Annotated in this window: 17 protein-coding genes; 10 read left to right on the top strand and 7 right to left on the bottom strand. The window is 64.9% G+C overall.

Annotated features, from left to right (window positions below):
• Window positions 1-100 precede the first annotated feature (100 nt).
• Window positions 101-709, bottom strand: a complete 609-nt coding sequence (locus tag ACYU8T_RS01275; protein ID WP_201515469.1) for a hypothetical protein — start codon at window positions 707-709, stop codon at window positions 101-103.
• A gap of 154 nt (window positions 710-863) precedes the next feature.
• Here ACYU8T_RS01275 and ispH point away from each other — a divergent pair, with 154 nt between their 5' ends.
• From ispH to rnhA, 3 genes are read left to right on the top strand one after another with little or no spacing between them, the layout of a single operon-like run.
• Window positions 864-1,811 (top strand): 4-hydroxy-3-methylbut-2-enyl diphosphate reductase, encoded by a 948-nt coding sequence (ispH, locus tag ACYU8T_RS01270; protein ID WP_461158263.1) that lies wholly within the window; start codon window positions 864-866, stop codon window positions 1,809-1,811.
• A 4-nt stretch (window positions 1,812-1,815) separates the two neighbouring features.
• Window positions 1,816-2,793, top strand: a complete 978-nt coding sequence (gene thrB / locus ACYU8T_RS01265; RefSeq protein WP_461158262.1) for a homoserine kinase — start codon at window positions 1,816-1,818, stop codon at window positions 2,791-2,793.
• On the top strand, window positions 2,790-3,236 hold the full coding sequence (gene rnhA / locus ACYU8T_RS01260; protein ID WP_461158261.1) for a ribonuclease HI: 447 nt from the start codon (window positions 2,790-2,792) through the stop codon (window positions 3,234-3,236). Before thrB ends, rnhA begins: the two co-directional genes overlap by 4 nt.
• Before the next feature lie 34 nt (window positions 3,237-3,270).
• Here rnhA and ACYU8T_RS01255 read toward each other — a convergent pair whose 3' ends face one another.
• From ACYU8T_RS01255 to ACYU8T_RS01245, 3 genes are all read right to left on the bottom strand, one after another.
• A complete protein-coding gene (locus ACYU8T_RS01255; RefSeq protein WP_461158260.1) occupies window positions 3,271-3,633 on the bottom strand; it encodes a UrcA family protein in 363 nt (120 codons plus the stop codon).
• A gap of 205 nt (window positions 3,634-3,838) precedes the next feature.
• Window positions 3,839-4,942 carry an NAD(P)/FAD-dependent oxidoreductase gene (locus tag ACYU8T_RS01250; protein WP_461158259.1) on the bottom strand — a complete coding sequence of 368 codons (1,104 nt, stop codon included), beginning with the start codon at window positions 4,940-4,942 and terminating at the stop codon, window positions 3,839-3,841.
• Window positions 4,939-5,895: an alpha/beta fold hydrolase gene (locus tag ACYU8T_RS01245; RefSeq protein WP_461158258.1), complete on the bottom strand. Its 957-nt coding sequence runs from the start codon at window positions 5,893-5,895 to the stop codon at window positions 4,939-4,941. The genes ACYU8T_RS01250 and ACYU8T_RS01245 overlap by 4 nt, the downstream gene beginning before the upstream one ends.
• A 50-nt stretch (window positions 5,896-5,945) precedes the next feature.
• Between ACYU8T_RS01245 and ACYU8T_RS01240 the strand changes: the two genes are divergently transcribed.
• The 7 genes from ACYU8T_RS01240 to ACYU8T_RS01210 are packed head-to-tail and all read left to right on the top strand — an operon-like array spanning window position 5,946 to window position 13,003.
• Window positions 5,946-6,419 (top strand): A24 family peptidase, encoded by a 474-nt coding sequence (locus ACYU8T_RS01240; protein ID WP_461158257.1) that lies wholly within the window; start codon window positions 5,946-5,948, stop codon window positions 6,417-6,419.
• Window positions 6,420-6,469: 50 nt separating this feature from the next.
• Window positions 6,470-7,486, top strand: coding sequence for a Flp pilus assembly protein CpaB (cpaB, locus tag ACYU8T_RS01235; RefSeq protein WP_461158256.1), 1,017 nt, complete (start codon window positions 6,470-6,472; stop codon window positions 7,484-7,486).
• A 1-nt stretch (window position 7,487) separates the two neighbouring features.
• Window positions 7,488-8,993, top strand: coding sequence for a type II and III secretion system protein family protein (locus tag ACYU8T_RS01230; RefSeq protein WP_461158255.1), 1,506 nt, complete (start codon window positions 7,488-7,490; stop codon window positions 8,991-8,993).
• Window positions 8,994-9,010: 17 nt separating this feature from the next.
• A complete protein-coding gene (locus ACYU8T_RS01225) occupies window positions 9,011-9,658 on the top strand; it encodes a CpaD family pilus assembly protein (RefSeq protein ID WP_097091020.1) in 648 nt (215 codons plus the stop codon).
• A 2-nt stretch (window positions 9,659-9,660) separates the two neighbouring features.
• Window positions 9,661-10,944: a pilus assembly protein CpaE gene (locus ACYU8T_RS01220; protein ID WP_247234718.1), complete on the top strand. Its 1,284-nt coding sequence runs from the start codon at window positions 9,661-9,663 to the stop codon at window positions 10,942-10,944.
• Window positions 10,945-11,002: 58 nt separating this feature from the next.
• Complete coding sequence (locus ACYU8T_RS01215; RefSeq protein ID WP_201514968.1) at window positions 11,003-11,998, top strand: type II secretion system F family protein; 996 nt, start codon at window positions 11,003-11,005, stop codon at window positions 11,996-11,998.
• A gap of 15 nt (window positions 11,999-12,013) precedes the next feature.
• The gene (locus tag ACYU8T_RS01210) at window positions 12,014-13,003 is read left to right on the top strand and encodes a type II secretion system F family protein (protein WP_247234720.1); all 990 of its coding nucleotides are present in this window, start codon (window positions 12,014-12,016) and stop codon (window positions 13,001-13,003) included.
• 54 nt (window positions 13,004-13,057) lie between these two features.
• Here the strand turns inward: ACYU8T_RS01210 and ACYU8T_RS01205 are convergent, their stop codons facing one another.
• From ACYU8T_RS01205 to ACYU8T_RS01195, 3 genes are read right to left on the bottom strand one after another with little or no spacing between them, the layout of a single operon-like run.
• Entirely contained in the window at window positions 13,058-13,750 is a 693-nt protein-coding gene (locus tag ACYU8T_RS01205; protein ID WP_461158254.1) for an aspartate/glutamate racemase family protein, read from the bottom strand.
• A gap of 59 nt (window positions 13,751-13,809) precedes the next feature.
• Window positions 13,810-14,463: a hypothetical protein gene (locus ACYU8T_RS01200; protein ID WP_461158253.1), complete on the bottom strand. Its 654-nt coding sequence runs from the start codon at window positions 14,461-14,463 to the stop codon at window positions 13,810-13,812.
• Window positions 14,460-14,738 carry a proton-translocating transhydrogenase family protein gene (locus ACYU8T_RS01195; protein ID WP_461158252.1) on the bottom strand — a complete coding sequence of 93 codons (279 nt, stop codon included), beginning with the start codon at window positions 14,736-14,738 and terminating at the stop codon, window positions 14,460-14,462. The genes ACYU8T_RS01200 and ACYU8T_RS01195 overlap by 4 nt, the downstream gene beginning before the upstream one ends.
• Window positions 14,739-14,800: the final 62 nt, after the last annotated feature.

Below are 14,800 nucleotides of genomic sequence, written 5' to 3'. Positions count from 1 at the left end.
GACCCGTCCGGGCTGGGCTAAAAATCGAAGCCTCATCCTTCCCTGCAAGAAGTAGAGCCCTTCGACAAGCTCAGGGCGAACGGAAGATTAAGGTTCGCTCTTAACGTGTCGCGTTGTATCGGAGCTGGTCCTGGGTCAGGTTGAAACCCACAAGCAACTCGAAGCTGGTTCGTTGCAGCGCCGCGCGGACGTCGGGCTGGGCGAAGGGATCGATCGCCGCGTCCTCATCGCCCGCCTTGCGCTTTTGCGTGATCTTCGCCTGGATGTCGGCGGGCAGCGTCGCTGCGGCCTTGTCGACGAAGGAGCCCGCCTTGGCGCTCGCGCTCGCGCGATACTGGCCGGCGGGGAAGTCGAGCACGACCTGGCCCACCCGCTTGGCGACGACGGCGTTGCCGCCACGCACGACCGCGGAGAAATAGGGCAGCGTCACCTGACGCGCGGCGGTGGCGTCGGAACGGCGGGCGTTCACGACGAAGGTCGCCTCGCTGTAGAATTGCGCGCCTTCCGAACAGGTGGCGCGCAAATCGGTGATGTTCGCCACCACGTCGATCGCGCGAGCGTCGGTGCTGCCAGCCGGATTGAACAGCGTGATGTCCCCCGTATAGGCCGGGATCGCAGCCGTCGGGCAGGCCGAGCGGACAGCGACGATGCCGCCGGTGGGATCGATTTCTCCCCGGCGCGAACAGCCCGCAAGGGCAAGGGCGATCATTCCAGTCAGCGCAAGTCGAGAAAAGGTCACGAGGCAATCCCTTGGGAACAGGCTGGGGCTTCTTATCCGCACCCCGCCGCTCACGCAACCGAAAGGAACGCAGAGCGCGCGCCTCCCCCTTCCTTCCGGCGTCACATTGGCCTAAGCGGCTGGCATGACCGCCCGTCTCCCCTTGAAGCTCCTGATCGCCGCGCCACGCGGCTTTTGCGCTGGCGTGGACCGCGCCATCGTCATCGTCGAAAGGGCGATCGAAAAATATGGCGCGCCCGTCTATGTCCGGCATGAAATCGTCCACAATAAATATGTGGTGGATAGCCTGCGGGCAAAGGGCGCGATCTTCGTAGAGGAACTGGATCAGGTGCCGGACGGCGTGCCGGTCGTCTTTTCCGCCCATGGCGTGCCCAAGGCCGTGCCCGCGAAGGCGGAAGAGCGCGGCCTCGACTATCTGGACGCGACCTGCCCGCTGGTGAGCAAGGTGCATCGGCAGGCCGAACGGCAGGTCGAGGCAGGCCGCCATATCCTGTTCATCGGCCACAAAGGGCATCCCGAAGTCATCGGCACCTTTGGTCAGGTGGACGCGGGAAGCATGACCCTGATCGAAACCGTCGAGGATGCGGAAAGCTTCGCCCCTGCCGATCCCGACAATCTCGCCTTCCTGACGCAGACCACGCTGTCGGTGGACGACACCGCCGCCATCGTTGAAACGCTTCAGCGCCGCTTCCCGACGATCCATGCGCCCAAGGGCGAAGACATCTGCTACGCGACGTCGAACCGTCAGGCGGCGGTGAAGGCGATCGCGGCCCAGTGCGACGCGCTTTACGTGATCGGCGCGCCCAACAGCTCCAATTCTTTGCGGCTCGTCGAGGTCGCCGAGCGCGAAGGCACGCCAGCCCGGCTGATCCAGCGTGCCGACGACATCGATTTTGCATGGCTGGAAAATGTCCGCACGCTCGGCCTGACCGCAGGCGCATCGGCCCCGGAAATACTGGTGCGCGAAGTGGTGGACCGGCTCGCCGCGCGTTACGACGTGACGGAGGAGCAGGTGGAGACGGCGCGTGAGACCATCGCCTTCAAGCTCCCCCGCGAACTGGGAGCGGAATAAGGCGATGGCAGTCTATACCCATGTTCCCGCCGAAGAGATTGACGCGTTCCTCGCCCGCTATGATGCCGGACGGCTGGTATCGGCGAAAGGCATCGCCGAAGGGGTGGAGAACAGCAATTATCTGCTGGAAACCACTGGTGCCGATGGGAAGGGCCATCGCTATATCCTGACCCTGTATGAAAAGCGGGTGGATGAGGCCGACCTGCCCTTCTTCATGGACCTGCTCGATCATCTGGGCGCGCGTGGATGCCTGGTGCCGCGCTTCATCGCCGACCGGGAGGGCAAGCGCCTGCAACAGCTGGGCGGAAGGCCTGCCTGCCTGATCGAGTTCCTGACCGGCATATCGGTCACTGAACCCACCGCTGCCCAATCGAAAGCCGCAGGCGCTGCACTGGGCCAGTTGCATCGAGCGGCGGAAGGATTTGCGGGCGAGCGCCGCAACGCGCTCGACATCGCTGGCTGGCATGATCTGGCGGCCAAGTGCGGCGACCATTTCGACGATATCGCGCCGGGCCTTGGCCAGCGGGTGACGGATGAGCTCGCCTATCTTGACGCGCATTGGCCCGCTGGACTGCCGCGCGCGGTGATCCACGCCGATCTTTTTCCCGACAATGTGCTGATGCTGGGCGACAAAGTGACCGGCCTCATCGACTTCTATTTCAGCTGCACCGACATTCGCGCCTATGACCTGGCCGTCACGCACAGCGCATGGGTGTTCAGCAATGACGGCGCGCACTTCTTTGCCGATCGTTCGGCGGCGCTGCTCGCTGGCTATCAGGCAGCGCATGGCCTTTCCGACGCGGAGCAGACCGCCTTCCCGATCCTGTGCCGGGGAGCGGCGCTGCGCTTCCTCCTGACCCGCGCCTATGACTGGATCAACACGCCCGCCGACGCGCTGGTGACGCGCAAGGACCCGCTGGCCTATCTACGGCGGCTCGATTTTTATGCGCGGACTGCCCCGGCAGAGTTGCTGCGGGCGTGAGCGCGCTGTCTCAGGTCGAAATCTTCACTGACGGCGCGTGCAAGGGCAATCCCGGCCCCGGCGGCTGGGGCGCGGTGCTGCGCTTTGGAGCCACGGAAAAGGAAATTTCCGGCGGAGAGGCGCAGACCACCAACAACCGCATGGAGATGATGGCCGCCATCGAAGCGCTGAATGCGCTGAAGCGCCCCTGCCAGGTGACGCTCTACACCGACAGCAAATATGTGATGGATGGCATCACCAAATGGGTGTTCGGCTGGCAGAAGAATGGCTGGAAGACGGCCGACCGCAAGCCGGTCAAGAATGCCGAGCTATGGCAGGCGCTGCTCGCCGCCGCCGCGCCGCACAAGGTCAGCTGGCAATGGGTAAAGGGTCATGCCGGTCACCCGGAAAATGAGCGCGCCGATCAACTGGCCTGCGCCGCAGCGGAACTCTTCCGCGCCTGACGGGGGGAGCGGCAGGCCACTCCCCCTGTCGGCGTCAGGGATAGCGTTCGACCCAATCGGCGGGATAAGGCGGCTGCCAGCGCGTCCCGGCGACCCATGTGGTGCCGCGCGGCGCGAAGCCTTCCTCGACTGTGCCGACCCGCGTCATCGCGTCCCTCACCGCAGCATCGCGGCAGCTGGGCACGACGGGCGAGGCATTGTCCGATTCGCCGAGTTTGCCGCACAGGTAGCGCGCCGTCAGCGCGATACGGTGGCGCAGTTCATCCTTCCCGGCCTTCGTACTGAGGTCGAGATCGGCATAGCTGACGCCCTGTGACAGCGATTGGGCGTTATTGTATCGGCCCGTGACGGTGATTTCTTCGGTCGGCTGGGCAAAGCTGATGCTACTGCTCGCCATCATTAGCCCTGACAGGATCAAGGCCGATCGTGAAAAGCATTCCATGACGGCATCCTCCTACTCCATGGATCGTGCCCAGGAACACCACATCTTTTCATGATCACCCGGTTCGAGCTGAGCCCTTCGACAGGCTCAGGGCGAACGGTCATCCAGATACCTGGCACGTTTTTTGAACGTCACGGACGCCGCTTCGTTCCGGCTGCGCCTATGCGAACCGTGCAGGCGAATAGGCGGCCGGATCTATGTCCTTGACCGCTTCGGCCATGGGATCAACCGTCAGCAGCGCCGATCCCAGCAAGGCGGCGGCGGGCGCTGTCTGGATGCCGAAACCGCCCTGCCCCGCGAACCAGAAAAAGCCGGGCGCGACTGCGTCGAAGCCGTAGACCGGCGCGCGATCCGGCGCGAAGCTGCGCAGCCCTGCCCATTTGCGTTCGACCGCCTCGACCGGCCAGTCCACGACATCTTCGAACCGGGCGATCGCCTGCGCCACTGCCAGTTCTTCGGGTGCCGCGTCGCACGGGAGCGAGGGCTCCTCATCATGCGGGGTCAGCCAGATGCGCCCTTCCCCTTCCGGCTTGAAATAGAAGCGGGAGGACAGGTCCATGACGAGCGGCAGGTCGGCTGATGGCATCGCGGGCACGCGCAGTTGCACGACGGTGCGCCGCAAAGGGGTGATGCCGATGGGCGCCACGCCGCAGCGCCGCGCGACATCGTCGGCCCATGCGCCTGCGGCATTCACGATGATGCCGCAATGGATGACGCCGTTGCTGGTCTGGATACGCCAGCCACCCGGCTCATGGGCAGCCTTGTGGAGCGCCGTTCCCAGCTGCAATTGGCCACCCTGCGCGTGGAAGCGCCGCAGATAGGCGTGATGCAGCGCCGCGACGTCGATGTCGCACACGTCTAGCTCCAATAGGCCGACCGTCCATTGCGGGCGCAGTCCCGGTATGAGTGCATGAGGGTCGACCGGGCGCAGATCGACCCGGCCGGAAAAGTCCCGCACCAGCCGATCCCGCTCCGCACGATCAGTGTCCCGCCCGACAAACAGCGTCTGCCGGGGGGTGAGGAAGGATCGGTCGGCAAAGGCAGGATCGGGGGCGCGCAGCAACGGCCCGGACGCGGTGGTGAGCGGCTGCACCTGTGGGCCGCCATAGGTCTCCTCCCAGAAGGCGACGGATCGGCCGGTGGCGTGATAGCCGGCGCTCTCCTCCTGTTCCAGGATCAGGACCGATGCCTCGCCGCCAAGCTGCGCGCCCAGGCTTGCGCCCGCTATGCCGCCCCCGACGATCACGATGTCGAAACGGCTCATGGCGCGGCGGCCTCATCCAGAAAAGCGTCGATCCGCCGCAGCGCGTCAAGGCGAACCGGGTCGATTTCCCGCAATATCTCATGCGCCGCTTCCGGCCCATAGACATGCAGGCGCGCGCCCGGAATATGCGCGGCGATGCGTCGGATCGCAGGCGTGGACACTAGCCGGTCGGCCTTGGTGGCGAGGATGAGCAGCGGCACCGCTATGCGCTGCAGCTTGCCGCTCCTCTCCAGCATGAAGGTCGATCGCAAGGCCTCCACCACCCAGCGCCAGCTTGGCGCGCCCAGCGCCACGTCCCGGCTGTGGTCGCGCCACCACAGCTCATCGGCATAGCGTTCCGGATCATGCGTCAGCCGCTTCTGCCGCATCGCGCGCTGCCGATCGGAATTCTCCTTCTGCGTCCAGGCCTGCCGCTCGGAACGCCCAAGCGCGCACATGGTCCGGGCGATCAGCACCGCCAGCCAGCGCGGCAAGGGCGAGGTATGGACACCCATCATCGGCGCGACGGCGACCGCTGCATCAGGCGGGGGCATCCCCTCGGCGAGCGCGCGCAGCAGCAGGTGCCCGCCCATGCTGTGGGCGATGATCGCGCACGGCCCTGTCGATTGCGCCCGCCAGCCGGCAACGAACGCTTCGAGGTCTGAAACCCACTGCACGAAATCCTCGATATGTCCGCAGAGCGGATCGGCGCCGACGCGGCCCGATCCGCCTTGCCCACGCCAGTCGAAGGCGGTGACCGCCCAGCCCTGGCTTGCCCAATGGGCGATGACTTCCAGATATTTCTCGATCATGTCGCCACGCCCGCCGAGCATCAGCAATTGGCCGCGCTGCCCCTCACCCAACTGGTAGCGACGCAGCGGCCAGCCATCGGGCGCTGTCCAGAAATCGAGCCGCCCGTCCATCGGCCATGCACGACGGTCAAAGGCCGGGGGAACAGACAGGGGCGAATCCATGGGGCGGATGGTTACGGTTTAGTAAGCCATGCGGTCTAGGGTTTAGATTCATGACGGGGGAATATTTCAAAATGGCGCTGCTATGCGCCCTTGGCGTGCTGCTGGTCATCGCGTGCGTGACCGATTGGCGGTCGCGGATCATCTCCAACCGGCTGAACCTTGCCATCGCGGCGCTGGCGCCGCTGTGGTGGATCGCCAACGGCTTGCCGGTCTGGCCGGGCATGTTGTTGCAGGTGGCGCTTGGCCTAGCCGTATTCGCGCTGTTCGCCGCGCTCTTTGCGATGGGATGCATGGGCGGGGGCGACGTCAAGCTGCTAGGGGCGCTTGCGCTGTGGTTTCCATGGGAAGCCGTCCTGGCGATGCTGATGATGATGGCCATGGCCGGGGGCGTGGTGACGATCGTCACCGTGGTCCACCACCGGATGACCCGACGGCTCGGACAACCCCAGATTCCTTACGGTATCGCAATATCCTTCGCCGCCCTTTGGCTGATTGGCGAACGATATCTTAACCATTTTGCGTAAAATTCGGGGCTCGGGCGCAACTCGCCTGATTGAGGGAGACGAATTTCATCATGGACGGCAAGAAAATCGTGCTGCTGGTGGGGGCGCTTGTCATAGCGGTCACAACAGCTCTTCTCGCGCGCAACATGCTGAGTTCGTCTAGCGCGCCCCAGGCCAGTGCCTCTTCCATGCCAGTAGCGGCCGACCAGCCCCATGTGCTGGTCGCGACCAAGGCACTGCCGGTTGGCACCATCCTCGACGCGGAAAGCTTCCGCTTTCAGCCCTGGCCCAAGGATCTGGTCGAGCAGGCCTATTATATCCAGGGCCAGGCCGATCCGGCGAAGCTGGTGGGCAGCGTCGTGCGCACCGCCATCTCGGCTGGTCAGCCGATGACCGTGGGTTCGGTGATCAAGCCAGGCGAGCGCGGTTTCCTCGCCGCCGCGCTCGGGCCGGGCATGCGCGCTGTCACCGTGCCGGTGTCGGCGCAGAATTCGGTCGCGGGCTTCGTCTTCCCGGGCGACCGCGTCGATTTGATGCTGACGCAGAGCGTATCGGGCGGCGGCGACGGGGAGCCGTTGAAGGTCTCCGAAACCATCCTGCGCAACCTGCGCGTGCTCGCCACCGACCAGCGCATGGACGCCATGGGCGATGACGGCAAGCCGGTCGTCCAGACCTATTCCAACGTCACCATCGAAGTGACGCCCAAGATCGCGGAGAAGATCGCGGTGGCGCAGACCATCGGATCGCTTTCGCTGACGCTGCGATCGATCGCGGACAATGCGTCGGACCTCGACGCCGCCATCGCCGGCTCCGACGTCGACCTGCCCGATGGCGCCAGCCCGAACGCGGAAAAGAAGATCATCGCAAAGCTCGCCGCTCGCCCGGTCGACAAGGGCAGCACCTTTTCAACCGGCGCAGACGTGTCTCGCTACCAGCGCAGCTCCGTCCCCGCCAAGCCGTTGCAGACCGCCGGCGTCGAAGTGCCCGCAGGGGGCGGCGCTCAGGCAGCACCGGGCAGCGTCAGCGGACCTGTGATCCGCATCGCGCGCGGCACCAATGTGACCGTCGTTCCGGTCGGGGGGAAGTAAGATGAAGTCTATCAACCTTCAGGCGGGCAAGAAGGCGGTCAAACCGCTCATCGGCCCCGCCATCGCTCTCGGCCTCGCCGCCGCCATGGCCGCCACGCCGACGACCGCGCTCAATGCAGCCCCTTCCTCGATGCAGGACAATGCGATCCTGATGTCGGTGGGCGGCAGCAAGGTCATCAACCTGGGCGCCAAGATGTCGGACGTCGTCATCGGCAATCCCGAGGTCGTCGATGTCCATGTCCGCGCCCAGAACCAGCTTTACCTGATCGCGAAGGCAGCGGGCGAAACCACCGTGTTCGCCACCGCGACCAACGGCAAGGTGCTGTTTTCCGGCACCGTCCGCGTCGGCAACAACCTGTCGAACATCGACGACATGCTGCGGCTGGCGATGCCGAACGCGCAGATCGCGGTGAACAAGATGAACGGCATGGTTCTCTTGACCGGCACCGTCGCTGCTCCCGAGGACGCCGCCGAAGCCGAGCGGCTGACGCAGGCCTTCGTGGGCAAGGACGTCACCGTCGTCAGCCGCCTGCGCACCGCCACCCCGCTTCAGGTCAACCTGCAAGTCAAGATCGCCGAAGTCAGCCGCGACCTTGGGCACCAGATCGGCGTGAACATCTCGGCATTGGCGAATGGCAATGGCCGGATCATCGACAGCATCGGCCGGGCCGACCGCAACTTCGTGACGCGCGGTACGAATGCGACTGGCGGCACGACCTACACCTTCAACAACCCGACCGACGGCAGCACCTCGCTCGGCTTCGTCGCCAACCTGCTCGGCATGGACGTAGCAGGCGCGCTGGACCTTGCCGAATCGAGCGGCCTTGCCACTGCGCTGGCTCAACCCAACCTGACCGCACTGTCGGGTGAAACAGCCAGCTTCCTGGCGGGCGGCGAATATCCCTACACAGTCAGCAACGGCACGCAGGGCAACAGCATCGAGTTCAAGCAATATGGCGTGCAGCTCGCCTTCACGCCGACGGTGCTGGCGGATGGCCGCATTTCGCTGCGCGTGCGCCCGACCGTGTCGAGCCTCGACTTCTCGGTGAACACGACCGTCCCGGCGCTCAAGAGCCGCACGGCGGAAACTACCGTCGAACTGGGTTCGGGTCAGGCCTTCATGATCGCGGGCCTGCTCAACAACGACACCGCCAACTCGATCAGCAAGACGCCGGGCTTCGGTGAAATCCCGATCCTCGGCAGCCTCTTCAAGTCGCGCCGGTTCCAGCGTCACGAAACCGAACTGGTCATCGTCGTCACCCCCTATCTGGTGAAGCCGATGAACGCGTCGGACGTGCGCCTGCCCACCGACGGTTTCCGCAATGCCAATGTCGCACAGGGCCTTCTGCTCCAGCAGGGCAGCGACGGCGTAAGCGGTGCCCGCGCGCCGATGCCGCGCCGCGATCCCGGCAGCCCGGCTCCCGCGCCCGGCCCGCAGGCGGCTGCTCCCCGCGACACGGGCAAGCGTTCGGCGAAGACCGCCGCCGCGCCCGGCTTCAGCTTCTGATCGGAAGGACGACAGTCATGACTTCCCTCTCCGCCAACACCATCGTCCGCTTTGGCGCGCTCGCCCTGATGGCGCTGCCGCTCGCCGCCTGCAATCCCGCCGTCAATCGCGGGGTCGAATCGGTGCATCAACCAGTCGTCGGCCACGACACCTACACCTATGATGTGCAGGCTGGCCCGGACGGCGGCCTCAGCGCTTCGGAAGCCCGCCGCCTGGAAGACTGGTTCGCCTCCATCGGCCTTGGCTATGGCGATCAGGTCGCGATCGTGACCGATGCCTATTACAGCCCTGAACTGCGCGAAGGCATCGCCGATGTCGTCGCCCGCCACGGCATGCTGGTGGGTGAGGACAGCTCCGCCGCCGCAGGCGCTGCGCCTTCCGGCAGCGTCCGGATGGTCGTGCGCCGCGCGACCGCGCGCGTGCCCGGCTGCCCTGACTGGTCGAGCAAGCAGGAAACCGAATCCCAGCTTGGCACTACCTCCAATTTCGGCTGCGGCGTGAACGGCAACCTTGCCGCGATGGTCGCCAATCCGGAGGATCTGGTGCGCGGCCAGAGCAGCGCAAGCGACCTGCGCACCGCCACGTCCAACCGCGCCATTTCGACCTATCGCGAAAAGACCCCGACCGGTTCGGGTGACCTCAAGTCCCTGTCGGGAGGCCGCTGATCATGAACGCACCCTGGAAACCCGCCATGTCTGGACAGCGCGATCCCTTCCACGCCTTCGTCTGCGACGATCATAGCCACGACTTGCTGGCGATGGTTGCCGCTGAAATGGGCTGGGCCCCGGAAAAGGTGAACAAGGGCGGCATGCGCAACGCCGTGCAGAGCCTGTCGGTCAGCGCCAGCCCCCAAATCCTGTTCGTCGACATGTCCGAAAGCGGCGACCCGCTCAATGACATCAACAGCCTGGCCGAAGTGTGCGAGCCCGGCACGGTGGTGATCGCCGCTGGTCAGGTGAATGACGTCCGCCTCTATCGCGACCTCATCGCCAGCGGCATTCAGGATTATCTGCTGAAGCCCTTCGGCGCCGACCAGTTGCGCGACGCGCTGGCACAGGCGCAGGCGGTGTTCTTCGCCCCGCGCGACGCGGGGCCCGAACGGCCGCACCTCACCACTGCCGTCATCGGCACCCGTGGCGGCGTGGGCGCGTCCAGCATCGCGACCTCGCTCGCCTGGCTGCTCAGCGACAAGCAGAAGCGGCCGACCGCACTGCTCGATCTTGACGTCCATTTCGGCACCAACGCGCTGGCGATGGACCTTGAACCGGGCCGTGGCCTCACCGACGCGATCGATAACCCGAGCCGCATCGATGGCCTGTTCATCGAACGCGCGATGGTGCGGGCAAGCGATACGCTGGCGATCCTGTCGGCCGAAGCGCCGATCAGCCAGCCGATGCTGACCGATGGGGGCGCCTTTTACCAGCTGCTGGAAGAATTCCGCGCCGCGTTCGAATGCAGCGTCGTCGATCTGCCGCGCCATATGCTGATCCAGCATCCGCACCTGATGGCCGACGTCAATGTCGCCGTGGTCGTCACCGAACTGACGCTGGCGGCGGCGCGCGATTCGATCCGCATCCTGTCCTGGCTGAAAAGCAACGCGCCCCAGTCGCGCGTGATCGTAGTCGCCAACCGCGTCCATGCAGGCGCGCAGGAAATCAGCCGCAAGGATTTCGAGACGTCGATCGAGCGGAAGGTGGACGTCCTCGTCCCCTTCGACCTGCGGATCGCGGCGCAGTCCGCAAAGCTCGGCAAGACATTGGCCGAAACCGCCAAGGGCAACAAGGTCGGCGCGGCTTGCGTCTCGCTGCTCGACGCGGTCATCGGGGCCGCCGAGGATGGCGATGCCGCCGATGGCAAGCCCGCAAAGAAGAAGAAAGGCGACTCCCTGCTTGGCAAGATCGGTGACCTCAAGGGGCTGATCCCGGCACGCAAGGACAAGGTCAAGGCGTGAGAATACGGCGGGCATGCCGCCATCGGGCGGGGTGCACCTATAGGAAACGGGCGATACCATGAGCAATTCGATATTGCTGATCATGCTGCTGATGACCTTGGCTGGTCTGGCTGTCGTGGCCTTTGCCGGGCCGTCGGCTGAAAAGGCCAGCAAGCGCCGTGTCGCCCTGATCCGCGAACGTCACAGCGGATCGGCGGATGCGATGATGGAAGCGCGCATGCGCAAGGCCATCTCCAACCGGCAGCCCGGCAACGACATGAAGATGCTCGTGTCGCTGGTGCCCAACCCGGAAAATCTGGCCAAGCGCCTCCGCATGACCGGCAAGAAATGGACGGTCAGCCAATATATGACCAGCTGCGCCTTCACAGCGCTTGGCATGGCCGCCTTTCTGATGCTGCGCGGCTTTGCGCCGCTGCTCGCCATCATGATGGGCCTCGCGAGCGGCCTTGCCCTGCCGCACATGTGGGTCAGCCGCCTGATCAAGAAGCGGGTGATGCAGTTCACCATGAAATTCCCCGACGCGCTCGAACTGCTGACCCGCGGTCTGCGCTCGGGCCTGCCGATCACCGAGACGCTGGGCGTCGTCGCGGGCGAAGTGCCGGGCCCCGTGGGTGAGGAATTCAAGCTGATCACCGAACGCATCAAGATCGGCAAGACGATGGACCAGGCCCTGCAGGAAACGGCCGATCGCCTCGGCACACCGGAATTCCAATTCTTCGTCATCAGCCTGGCGATTCAGCGCGAGACGGGCGGCAACCTTGCCGAAACCTTGTCGAACCTCGCCACCGTGCTGCGTCAGCGCGCGCAGATGAAGCTGAAGATCCGCGCGATGTCCTCGGAATCCAAGGCTTCGGCCTATATCATCGGCGTGCTGCCGTTCCTGGTCTTCGGCATGATCTGCTACATCAACTACGCATATATGTCGCCATTCTTCACGCCTGATCCGGCGGGCCTTTTCGGCATGTCGACGATGCAGGTCATTGGCCTCGGCGGCATGTGCTGGATGGGCATTGGCGTCTTCATCATGTCGCAGATGATCAACTTCGAAATCTGACGGGGGATAAGAGACATGGAAACCGCTTCCCCCGCAGGCACTCTCTTCGGCATGTCCGCCACGGACTTTGGCACCTTGCTCGCCGCGATGGCGACGCTCGCCATGCTGTTCGTGCTCTACACGGTGATGACCGTGCGCGACCCGATGGCCAAGCGCGTCAAGGCGCTCAACGAACGGCGTGAGCAGCTGAAGGCCGGGATCACCGCCTCCACCGCGCGCCGCCGCGCCAAGCTGGTCAAGAAGAACCAGACGACCGATCAGATGCGGGCCTTCCTGTCCAGCCTGAAGGTGCTGCAGGACGATCAGCTCAAGGATTCGCAAACCAAGCTGGCGCAGGCCGGTATCCGGTCGAAGGATCTGGCGGTCGCCGTCATCTTCGGCCGCATGGTGCTGCCGATCGTCATCGGCGGCTTGGCCGCGCTGCTGCTCTATGGCGTAGGCATCTATCCCGACTGGGGCGGTGCAAAGCGCTTCATGGCGTTCGCCGTGGCGCTGCTGCTGTCCTACAAGGCGCCCGACATCTTCATCGACAACAAGATTCAGAAGCGTTCCGCCGCCATTCGCAAGGGCCTGCCCGACGCGCTCGACCTGCTCGTCATCTGCGCCGAGGCTGGCTTGACGGTGGACGCCGCCTTCGCCCGCGTCGCCAAGGAACTGGGCAAGGCCTATCCGGAGCTGGGCGACGAGTTCCAGCTGACCGCGATCGAACTCAGCTTCCTTACCGAACGGCGCATGGCGTTCGAAAATCTCGCTAATCGTGTGAAGCTGGACGCGGTCAAGGGCGTCGTGACGACCATGATCCAGACGGAAAAATACGGCACGCCGCTTGCCTCCGCGTTGCGCGTGCTATCCGCTGAATTCCGCCATGAACGCATGATGCGCGCCGAGGAAAAGGCCGCGCGCCTGCCCGCCATCATGACGGTTCCGCTCATCCTCTTCATCCTGCCGACGCTGTTCGTCGTGATCCTTGGGCCAGCGGCCTGCTCGATCAGCTCGTCATTCTGAAACAGGCTAAAAAGGGGAGGAAGGGGACGTCCGGGGGCGTCCCCTTTTTTGTGCTCAATCCCGCAGGATCACATCGACCCCGGCCCGCGCATGGATGGCGGTGCCGTCGTAGATGGGCAGCACGTTCGCCTTCACATCGACGATCATTTCCAATTCGGTGCAGGCCAGGATCGCCGCCTGAACATTTTCCTTCGCGATGTCCGTCAGTTCCGAGCGCATATAGCGTTCGGACTCGCGGCTCACCTTGCCGATCGTCAGTTCCTCATAGACGATGCGGTCGATCCGCTCGGCGAGGTCAAGGTCCGGGGGCAGCAGCGAGATGCCGTGGCCGACCAGCCGCTGGCGGTAGAATTTCTCCGTCATGACGTTGCGGGTGCCGATCAGCGCGGCCCTTTGCACGCCATCGGCCTTCATCTTGCGGCCGACCGCATCGGCGATGTTGATGATCGGCGTGTCCACCCCGCCCTGCACCTCGTCATAGACGCGATGCATGCTGTTGGCGCAGATCAGCAGCGCCTTGGCGCCTGCCTGCTCCAGCCGCCGGGCGGATGCCGTCAGCACCTGCGCAGCATAGGCCCATTCCTCTTCGGTGGTGGAGCGGCCGATTTCGGCGAAGTCGAGGCTCTCTATCAGCAGCGGGGCGCTGTGCTGCCCGCCCTTTGCCCGGTAAACCGCCTGATTGATGATCTGATAATAGCGTGCTGTGGATGTCCAGCTGAGACCGCCGATCAGGCCGAGCTTCTGCATGGTGCGTCTTTACCCCAATTGCCGCCCGGAAACTGCCCCGGCGTCCGTCCGCTCCAGCGTTACGGACGGGACCCCGCATCGGCAAGCCCCTTCCCGCGCGCTCCGCCACATATGCGCAGCGCAACGCCCGTTCCGGCAGCAGCTGAAAGCCCTCCCGCAGCCAGGAGCCCCACATTTTCGAGCAGGAATGCGAGCGCGGCGGCGGACCAGCCTGCCATAGCGATGGCGAAGACAAGCAGCAGCACCGCCGAACGCTCTCCGCCAAGAAGCGCACCTAGCGCGCAGGTCGACGCACCGATGCCACCCATGGTCACGACTGCCAGCGCCAGCATATGCCGCGCGGCAACGCCGGTGCTTCCCTCGTCGACCAGCCCGAAAGCATAAGGATTGAGCCAGGCGGCCGCTGCTGCACACAGCATCGCCGCTGCCGAGAACCCGGTGAACATCGTCAACAGCGGCATCCATCGGCCGCGCGGCCATTCCCGTCCCAGCAGCAAGCCAAAGCCGCCGCCCACGATCAACGCGCCGATGATATCGGGTCCGTTGATCACGTCCATGTCATACACGGCCACGGCAGACAGGATGATCGTGCCAGCAAGAGCCGCATGCCGCCGCCTCTGGCCCGACATGATTGCGGAAGGCCACGAAGCGCCCAGGAAAAGCAGCGCCCCCATGGCCTGCCCGATCAGGATCAGGTCAAGGCCGGCAGTCATGGACGTTTCGCCGCCTGCCCGGCTTTGGCGCTCCGGCGCGCCGCGATGGCGCCGCCGAAGAAGGATGCGCTCGCCAACATGACCGCGACCAAACTCACATAGCGGGCGACGGGACTACTCACCTCAGCTGCGACCGTCAGCGTTGCGGCGATGGCTGCAGGCGGCAGCAGAAACAGCGGGAGGACAGCGCCGGTTTCGTCCAGGCGCAAACGCCAGGCAGAGATCGCCCCCATTGAACAGGCCAGAAGGAAACAGAGGAGGAGAAGCGCGCTCATTCCTACCCTTCAGACGCGATCGTCCGGTCCTGCCTGATCCATGGAAAGGCGCGATACGACGC

This window comes from Sphingobium sp. TomMM35A, assembly GCF_054771735.1.
The sequence above is the reverse complement of the archived record's forward strand: the minus strand, read 5'-3'. Positions and strand labels throughout refer to the sequence as shown.